At 25.6% G+C, this 3,046-nt stretch carries 4 protein-coding genes; all 4 read left to right on the top strand.

Annotated features, from left to right (window positions below; translation table 11 throughout):
- Positions 1–159: 159 nt before the first annotated feature.
- The gene (locus C6H18_RS09360) at positions 160–441 is read left to right on the top strand and encodes a hypothetical protein (protein ID WP_104722824.1); all 282 of its coding nucleotides are present in this window, start codon (positions 160–162) and stop codon (positions 439–441) included.
- Positions 442–464: 23 nt separating this feature from the next.
- Positions 465–1,088: a beta/alpha barrel domain-containing protein gene (locus C6H18_RS09355; protein ID WP_104722823.1), complete on the top strand. Its 624-nt coding sequence runs from the start codon at positions 465–467 to the stop codon at positions 1,086–1,088.
- Between the two features lie 8 nt (positions 1,089–1,096).
- On the top strand, positions 1,097–2,359 hold the full coding sequence (locus C6H18_RS09350) for a DUF5710 domain-containing protein (protein ID WP_233704128.1): 1,263 nt from the start codon (positions 1,097–1,099) through the stop codon (positions 2,357–2,359).
- Positions 2,360–2,467: 108 nt separating this feature from the next.
- Positions 2,468–2,734 carry a hypothetical protein gene (locus tag C6H18_RS09345; protein WP_104722822.1) on the top strand — a complete coding sequence of 89 codons (267 nt, stop codon included), beginning with the start codon at positions 2,468–2,470 and terminating at the stop codon, positions 2,732–2,734.
- Positions 2,735–3,046 lie beyond the last annotated feature (312 nt).

Here is a 3,046-nt window from a genome sequence, read left to right as displayed (position 1 = left end):
CAAAATAAAATAAAAAATTATATATAGTTTTTTGGCGTTTTTGCCTATCCTCCAATTTACAGATAATTCAGTTATGAAACATTTTATAATATTAATCTTTATAAAATATTAAGTTCTATTTATGGATAATGCAATTATTAAATTTTTAAGGAATAGGTTATGCTACAGGAAAGCAAAATGATAGAAGATTTAAAGCGTGAATATGATGAAAAAATTAAAAGATTACGCCAAAAAGAAAAAGAAAAGAAAGAGAGTATATATAAAAAATTATCCCTAGCATTATTAAAAGATTTTGAAATCTGTAATAACTTTATGCATGAATTTAATCTGCTAATAGAAAAGTTTGATTGCAAAAATACTAAAATTGCTATGGATAAAATAAATAGCTTATACGATTTTAATAAAAATACCGATAAAATAGAGAATGCAAAAAATAATTAAAGTTATCCTCTGGAGAATAAATAATGGAAAAAATTTACTCTTATAAAATAAAAGTAACCGATGTAAGCAAACTCAATGATCATTATAAAGAAGCAATACAAGAGGGAACTTATGAAGATGAAGATATTGATAAGTTTTTTAACACAGTCAAAACTTTTGATGTTGCAGAAAGCCTTCTGAAAAAAGATTTTTCAAATCAATTTATCGAATTTGAAATCATTACAGATACAGAAAATATTCCACTAAAAATAAGGCTTGGTGATAAAAATTTTCAAAAAGACATTCAACATCTTATTAATCTTGGAAGTTCAAAAATTAATAAAGAAAATATAAATCCTCAAGTAGAAAAAGAAATTAACAAACAGCTTAATAGTTATAAACCAAAAACTTATGACAAAATGCTAGATGGAACTTTTCATGCATTAAAACATTTATCCGAAATTTCCAATAAAGATCTTAGCTTAATAATGCTAGAGTTTTCAGATTCATTTTTAAAAGTGAGAGAGAACTATCAACAGAAACAATTAAATCCAGAAAAAGATTCATTCTTTAAACAAAAGATGAATGAATTTTTTAAAAAAAAATTAAATAAAAAGCAATTTGATAAAGAAATAACAACTAACAAAACTTTATCTATAAATAGATGAGATAAATTATGCCACAAAAAAGAATTTATCTTTATGTTCCCTTTAAAGACAAAGAAAAAGCAAGATTATTAGGAGCAATGTGGGATAAAAAAGAGAAAAAATGGTTTGCTCCAAAATTTTTAGATAAAAATATTTTTGCACAATGGTTACATCCTCCATACCACAAAAAAGAATTTTCATTTGATGAGCAAGAAATACTTTCTGCTTTTAAACTCGCCTTAGAAAAACAAGGTTTAATAATTGAAGGCTTACCTGTTATGGATGGTAAAATTCACAGAGTAAAAACCACAACAGATAAAGGCAGAGAAACAAGCGGAGCTTATAGCGGATTTTTAAATGAATACCCCGCAGGTTTTATTCAAAATTTTAAAACAAATGTAAAAGAAAATTGGAAAATGCCCTTAGAAAAAGCAAAACAAAATATTACAAATTATCAAGATTCCAATCAAAATTTAAATACTTCTTCAAACAACAATATCAGACAAGATATTTTAGAACTTCAGGAAAAAACTGCACTTAAAATTGAAGAAGAATACAATAAAGCTCATTGGGCTTATTCAAACCACCCTTATCTAAAGAAAAAAGGCTTTAATGAAAACTTTTATCTCAAACAAGATAGTAGAGGATCTTTGCTTATCCCTCTCAAAGATGAAAATAATAAAATATGGTCTGTGCAAAGAATATTCCCAAATGGCGACAAAATTATCGGTATTATTAAAACTAAAGAAGAAAAAGAACAAGGTATTGAATATTCTGCAAGAAAATCTGGTTGTTTCCATATAGTAGGTGCAAAAAGTTTAGAGCATTGTAAAGAATTCATCATAACAGAAGGCTTTGCTACTGCAGCAACCATACACAAGGCACTTAATAAACCTGTTATAATGGGAGTAGATGCTGGAAATTTACTAAAAATCGTTGAAGTTTTAAAAAGCAAATTTAATGATATTCCCATTACTTTAATAGCTGATAACGATAAAAAGCGAGAATTAAAGGGACTACCTAATATCGGTATAGAATCCGCAAAAGAGATTCAACAACAATTTCCAGATACAAAAATCATTATTCCACAAATTACCGCAAAAGAAGCAGAACAAGGAATAAGTGATTTTAACGATATATTTCTAATCAAAGGGCTTGATGAAGTTAAAAAACAATTAAGGGTTATAGATTTTCAAGAAACTAAAACTTTACCACTTAAAAGAGATTCAAAAACACTAGAAAATCCTAAACCTACAAAAGAGCAAGAACAATCTTTTAGTAGAGGAAGATAATAAAAAATCAAGAGGAACTTAAAAGAATTGATTTAACAAAAAATTATCAAACTAAACTTAATAACACAGAAAATGAAAGGAAAACTAAATTAATTTTAAGGAGCAAGTATGAAAATCTATCAAAACAATACATTAGCAGCCACCTTAAAGAAAACTTCTAATGTATGTCTATTTATTAATGAGAATAAGAAGTTGGGGGAATTTGGAAAAGAATTTGTCTTGAAAAATGCTAAAGGTAAATTGATTGACAAAATAATTGTTGATTACGATATTCAAATTTTACATAAGGCACTTGTGGATTTTCTTTATGGATACAGGCAAATGTTTAGGACTTGGCTTTATTTCTCCTTTTGTTACTTCTTGGGATATGTTTAAGGCTATTAAAATTCACTTTAAAAAAAAATAATCTTTATTTATAAACACAAAAATTTAATTAGAAAGTTAAAAAAAACAAACTAAATAGAGCAATTAATACACATCTACTAATTTTAAATCTTTTGTAGAAATTTTTTATTCTTTTCCTTTTGGAGTTATTCAAAATCGATATTTTTATACGATTTTTTATAAAAGTTTAAAAATTTTAATTTTTAATTTACCGAATCTTCATTCGAAGAATGGTGTTTTTGAATCTTTAAATTATTTAATATAATTTAAAATATTTAGATATTATTATATCTATGTCAAAAA

This window comes from Helicobacter mesocricetorum (assembly GCF_900198605.1).
GTDB classification, from domain to species: Bacteria; Campylobacterota; Campylobacteria; order Campylobacterales; family Helicobacteraceae; genus Helicobacter_D; species Helicobacter_D mesocricetorum.
Note: the sequence above shows the minus strand (reverse complement) of the source record. Positions and strands in the feature narration are given on the sequence as shown.